This window comes from Skermanella sp. (genome assembly GCF_059503625.1).
Genome location: NZ_JCACHA010001121.1, coordinates 1 through 5322, shown reverse-complemented (window position 1 = coordinate 5322; position 5322 = coordinate 1). Strand labels below are relative to the sequence as shown.

General features: G+C 59.9%; 4 protein-coding genes. 2 read left to right on the top strand and 2 right to left on the bottom strand.

The features are described from left to right. Positions 1 to 91: 91 nt before the first annotated feature. Entirely contained in the window at positions 92 to 664 is a 573-nt protein-coding gene (locus tag AC5JJ6_RS40125) for an MgtC/SapB family protein (protein ID WP_496047408.1), read from the bottom strand. Between the two features lie 310 nt (positions 665 to 974). On the opposite strand from AC5JJ6_RS40125, the gene AC5JJ6_RS40120 reads away from it, so the two are divergent. Together AC5JJ6_RS40120 and AC5JJ6_RS40115 are read left to right on the top strand one after the other, a co-directional pair. Then, on the top strand, positions 975 to 1460 hold the full coding sequence (locus tag AC5JJ6_RS40120) for a hypothetical protein (protein ID WP_496047407.1): 486 nt from the start codon (positions 975 to 977) through the stop codon (positions 1458 to 1460). 291 nt (positions 1461 to 1751) lie between these two features. Continuing rightward, positions 1752 to 1883 (top strand): hypothetical protein, encoded by a 132-nt coding sequence (locus tag AC5JJ6_RS40115; protein WP_496047406.1) that lies wholly within the window; start codon positions 1752 to 1754, stop codon positions 1881 to 1883. Positions 1884 to 2025: 142 nt separating this feature from the next. On the opposite strand, the gene AC5JJ6_RS40110 is transcribed toward AC5JJ6_RS40115, so the two are convergent. Beyond that, positions 2026 to 4638: a DEAD/DEAH box helicase gene (locus tag AC5JJ6_RS40110; protein WP_496047405.1), complete on the bottom strand. Its 2613-nt coding sequence runs from the start codon at positions 4636 to 4638 to the stop codon at positions 2026 to 2028. Between the last annotated feature and the right edge of the window lie 684 nt (positions 4639 to 5322).

Genomic DNA, 5322 nt, shown 5'->3' with positions numbered 1-5322 from the left:
GTCACCGGCATGATGACCAATAGCATCGGATGCCGACGGGCAGAGAGGTTCGGCTTGATCGATAAACCCAAACACGACCGGGTTTCGCACTCTAATCGTGATTGTCACTGCTTTGCCGGAACTTTTCGGATATTGGCGTCAGGCACCATAGGGTCAGGAAGTTGACAACTGCCAGTGTGATGGCGATGTCGAGGTTCCCGTAGGCCACGGCAATTCCGATAGCCCCGGTGTTCCAGATCGACGCCGCGGTGGCGACGCCTTGAACTGTGCCGGCTTCCTTGACGATGGCCCCGCCGCCGATGAACCCAATGCCGGCGACCAAGCCCTGGATCACCCTGGAGACCGCATCGGAACTGAAATCCGGCAGGTCGTTGGCCGCCAGGGCGTAGCCGCAGCTTGCCATCGCGACAATTGGAAAGGTCCGAAGCCCAGCGATATTGTAGTTCTTGCCTCGCTCCCAGCCGATGGGGAACGCGAGGGCATAGGCGAGGACGATATGGAGGATGTTGGCCGTGATATGTGGCCAGTCCTGTGCATGACCCCGTTGGATCACGACGTCCCACCCATGGCCGATTATGGTCGTTACCCACTCCACCAAGCCCATTGCTGCGTCCATTTTGCTGCCTGTCATCAAAACGCCATAAATTCGTAATGAAAACAGCAAAAGCCACAGGATGGCAGCAGTTAGCCCCTCAGGAGAGTGAATCCTAACGCGAGGTGGTAAGTCAATTCCCTGTCGGCGGTCTGCCTGAACCCTGATTGTGTTAGAGCAGACGACCCGCCGGGTGCTCCGGCTAGAAGGCTCAGAGAGACCACGTGGTGTCTTCAGGGTATCTTGACCGCTGTTGGCAGTCGGGAATACCGTTTTTGATCACTGGCCGGTGCCCGCTCGTCTTCAGTCCGCCGGCCTAACTCAGCCTGAAGAGGTCCATAGCCGATCCACAATTCCATCAGGGGAGGGAGCCATGTCTCGCATGCGAAGCCAAGCCTTGGTGATTGCTTTGATGATGACGGTGGGGGGCGTCAGCATCCCCGCTTGGGGGGCTGAAAGCGGCAAGTGGCGGGGCCGAGCCGTTCTGGTGACAATCTCCGAGAAAGGCAGTGAGGTTGGGGACAAGAAGGACCATAAGGTCTGGCTAACCGAATACGATGGCTTGGTCTTCACCGAAGTCGGGGGTGAGTTCCTCGCCAATGCACGGTATCAAGTCACCGATTTGACTGATGCGGGCGGCGATATGGCGAGCGGCGGCTACAAGACCTTCACGATGGACGATGGCTCCAAGGTGTTTGCCCGCTACCAGATGAAGGAATACAGCCCACCGATTGTCCGAGGTGAATGGAAGTTCCTGAACGGTACCGGCCGCTATGAGGGCATTACCGGAAACGGTGTCTACGAGGTTCACCAAGTTTCCGACACCGTCCTGTGGGACATCCTCGAGGGTGAGTACAAGCTTCCGTAGGCTCTGCTGAACTGGCCGACGAAATCAAGCGGAAGCGACCCTTGCAGTCCTTCAACGACCGAATTCATCCGGTTTGGCGGCAGGGTCCTTCCGCACCATCCTGGCCCGAAAGAAGCTGAAAGAGCATATCGGGTACCAGCCCCTCGCCCCTTGTCCCAAATATTCCATGGGAACCATGGACTAAAGATTAGCGTCGCGTAGGTGAGAACATGGTCTGAGGCGGCAACCCAATCCGCCACCGACCGTTACTCTCTGACCTGAACACGGGGAATTATTGCAAGGAACGATGCCATGCGGGTACCTGCTGCCATATGTCTGGGTCTGGCCCTGCTGTTGGGCGGCTGCGGCGACAGCGATGATGACGACGATGACCGGCAGGGCGGGATTTCCCAGCAGCAGAATGATGACGACGACGATGATTAGCCTTCGCTCTAAAAGGCCATAGCGGCAGGCCATGTGGCTGCCTCAGCAGCCACATGCTTCTTGACCTACGACTACATGGCGGTTCGCCACTCATTCAAACGTCGACCCGAACAACCTCGCCGGGCATCGCCCTGGCCGAACCTCATGACGCCTCGTGATACCGAGACCGCCACATCGGGGCATAACGGCCCCCCTGAAGCGTCTGGTGTATCGACCGGTAATGCTCGGCTGTGCGGCTACCGTCCATATCAGCTTTCCGCAACCACCAATCGAGATCGTATCGCGGAATTGCAAGAATGTAGTGGAGCTTCCAAGCCAGCCGGAAGAAAGCGTGGTACCGACCCATACCGTCCCAGAGGGCGGTGTATTCAGCGATGTATCGCTCAATTAGAGCGGCCCGGCGGTCGCCAACCGCTTCAGTGGCCTCGACCCGCATGACCTCCCACTCGACCTCGGTCGGCTCGAACACGAACGCCTCCGGCTCCCGCAGGATCGAGGTCTCGATCCAGTGAGCCACGTCCAGGAGCCTGCGGCGGGACTGGCCGTGATCATGGAAGAACGACTCCTCGGGCCTCTGGGCCTGACACGGCAGGTAGAACAACGAGCACGGCGTGAACTTCGATGCGTCTATGCCGTGGCGGGGCTGGCCGGGGACCGGATGCTTCCTCGAACAGTAACCCTCCTGCTCGACTGTCTGAACGATCTGCTGGACAACCTCGCGGTAGGCCCGCACATGCATCTTCTGCCGGGTCGGGATAAAGATCCGGTACGAATTCCCGCCACTAAAGCTGTTGTAGACGACCATCCGCGTGGTCGGGAAGAGCTTCGGGATCACGTCAGGGAGCATCTCGCCATCGTCGATGTCCAGCCAGAGCCCCCAGATCGAGACGATGTTGGCGAGTCCACGGTCGGACTCCTCCGATAGGGTCTCGTCGAACACGGTGGTGTTCGCCAGCACATTCTCCCTGTGCTTGTCCCGGATCGCGGTCCTGTGACACGCCTTCAACTGGGCGATGAAGGCTTCGGCATCGGCCACCGTCGTGGTCTCGCGGTCGGTGCTGTAGATCGAGCCGAAGAGCGAGATTTCGATCCGGTTCAGGTCGGGGTGTTGGCCGACCAGATCGAGCAGATCCACGAAGGGCCGGGCTCCCGACACCGAGTTGGACGCCAGAACCTGGGACGGGGTGCTGTCACGAAAACTACCAGAATCATTTAAGGAGGTTTTCGTGACGACATCCGATCCGGCCCGGACTCGCTGCCGAAGCTCATCGTGCGGGGAGATCCCGCCGTTCAGGATTTCGACCTCCAGCCTCGCCTCGTCGATCCGTTCCCGACGGCGTCGCTGCCGCTCCGCCGCAGTCAGGGACTTGGTCTTGCGGGGGCGGCCGCCCTTCCTGGTCTCCGGCTCGACCTTGAGCGGAATACCGAGGGGAGCGACTGTGCAACCGGGATAGTGCCGGGCCAGCCTGTCGGCGGTGTCACGGTCGGCGACCACGACGGTAACCGATTCCTCGGCCTCATGGTTCCGCAGCGAGGTCCGGTTCATGGCCTGATAGCACCACTGCTGATAGATCCAGGCCCGTACGTCCTCGGCGTCGATCCCGTAACGGTTCAGGTACCCGTACTCATGCGGAGGCGGGTTCAGGGCCGGAAGGACAGCGATGGCGTGATGGTCCTGGTACTGATTGTGTCCGTAGGGGCTGTGGGGGATCGCAGTCGCGGCGAAGTCCTGGAAGGACGCCCTGAGATCATCGGTCCGATCCTTGTTGCCAACGTAGAGGAAGGGCCGGTCGTCGGCGGCGAAGCGGGCCTCGACCCCGGCCACCAGGGCGTCCCACATTGTCGCCCTGGATCCGTCGATCATCTCGACCTCGCGGTTCATCGCCCGCTTACTCCAGCCGTCGTCATAGCCCCACAGGAGCCGGAGCCGCCGGCCGTTGGCATGCCGCTGGAACAGAAGCCGGTTCTGGATGCGGGTGTGGGGCTCGAACACGACACCTTGCCGGACCCACAGGCGGTACAGGAGCGAGTGCTCGAACCACGCCCCCATCAGGGTGACGGACGCGAAACCCGCGAGGGCCTCAGGCTTGAGGTCGGCATAGCAAAACACCGAGTTACGGCCCTCCAGGCCGTTGCGGTCCAGAATGCCGTAATACGAGGACGCCTCGGTCACGACATGCCAGTCCGGATGAAGCAACCGCTCGGCCACGGGTGTGAGATAGGACCAGAAATGGTCTCGTCGGGGATTGTCGACGTAGCCCTGAAGCCGCTGGCGGCCGGTCTCGGTGGGATACATCGAGTGATAAACCGCATTGGACCGGCCGTCCTCCCGGATCTCGACATGATCGGTCAGGATGCGGTGCTCCTCGGCCAAGTTGAGTTGGTAGCCTTCATGACCGGAGGGGATTTCGTCGATGATGACATGCCAGTCCTCGCGGCGGTGAAAGTACGGCAGCGTCAGCAGGGCTGTGTGGGTGGTCAGGACGATCTGGCCGGGATCGGCGTGATGCATCAGGTGGTCCGCCAGGGCAGCCTTGACCCGGCCTGAGCCGCAGGTGTCGCTGTCGAAGCGATGGACCGGCCTGCGGCTGAAGTCCCGCAAGCGTTTCTCCGTCTCGGCGACGAGTTGCCTTGAGGGTTGGGCGATCAGGACCCGTTGGCCCAAGCCGGTAATGGTGTCGGCCTCATGCATCGCCGCCGTGGTCTTGCCGGACCCACAGGGAGCGTTTACGCACATGAAATTCAGTTTGCTCATCATGCCTTCCGAATGAAAAAACGCCCGCCTGCTCGGCAAAGCAGGCGGGCAACACTTCGGTATCGGCAGATGATTGGTCTACTGAACCCTGCGGGTCGACCACTTCCGCAGGCATTGGAAATTCTGTCCTTGCTCATCCGCCGAGTACCAAAAGGGTTGCCGCCCTTCTATGGCTTATTTATCTCGGCAGGCATGCGGGGGGCTAATTACAGGCAAATACTGAGTGCCAGCCCGCCCTTCAGTGCGTCGACCGCGACATCTGGCATTCACAGCCATGGGCACCGTTTCGGTCTCCGCACCGGTACGGACGAAACCAGGATGGGGATCGTACGGATCAGGAGCTTTGCGACTCTGTGCTCCAGAACGATGGGGATGAACCTACTGGGCAGACGGCAGTGAGGTACGAGCGGAAGTGGCCAACATACTGCAAACTAGGATGGCGACGGCCATCCCGGCCAACGCTCCGAACGAACCGACCGAGAAGTCAGCCCAGCCGACCTGCTGTTAATTTACAAAAAAGCAATATATGAAGGCATAGACACACATGTACTAACGCTATATTGCATCGCAGCAAAGACCAGTGCATCAATGAAGTCCGTCTTATCCCACCCTTGCTCGACGGAAAAGCTTACGTGCGGTGATGATGTTCTAAATTCCTAATCATAGATTACATAGGTCTACCAC

Excerpts from the sequence above, each read along its gene's own strand:
- AC5JJ6_RS40115 (WP_496047406.1), top strand. The coding sequence starts at position 1,752 with ATGCGGGTACCTGCTGCCATATGTCTGGGTCTGGCCCTGCTGTTGGGC.
- AC5JJ6_RS40120 (WP_496047407.1), top strand. The coding sequence starts at position 975 with ATGCGAAGCCAAGCCTTGGTGATTGCTTTGATGATGACGGTGGGGGGC.
- AC5JJ6_RS40110 (WP_496047405.1), bottom strand. The coding sequence starts at position 4,638 with ATGAGCAAACTGAATTTCATGTGCGTAAACGCTCCCTGTGGGTCCGGC.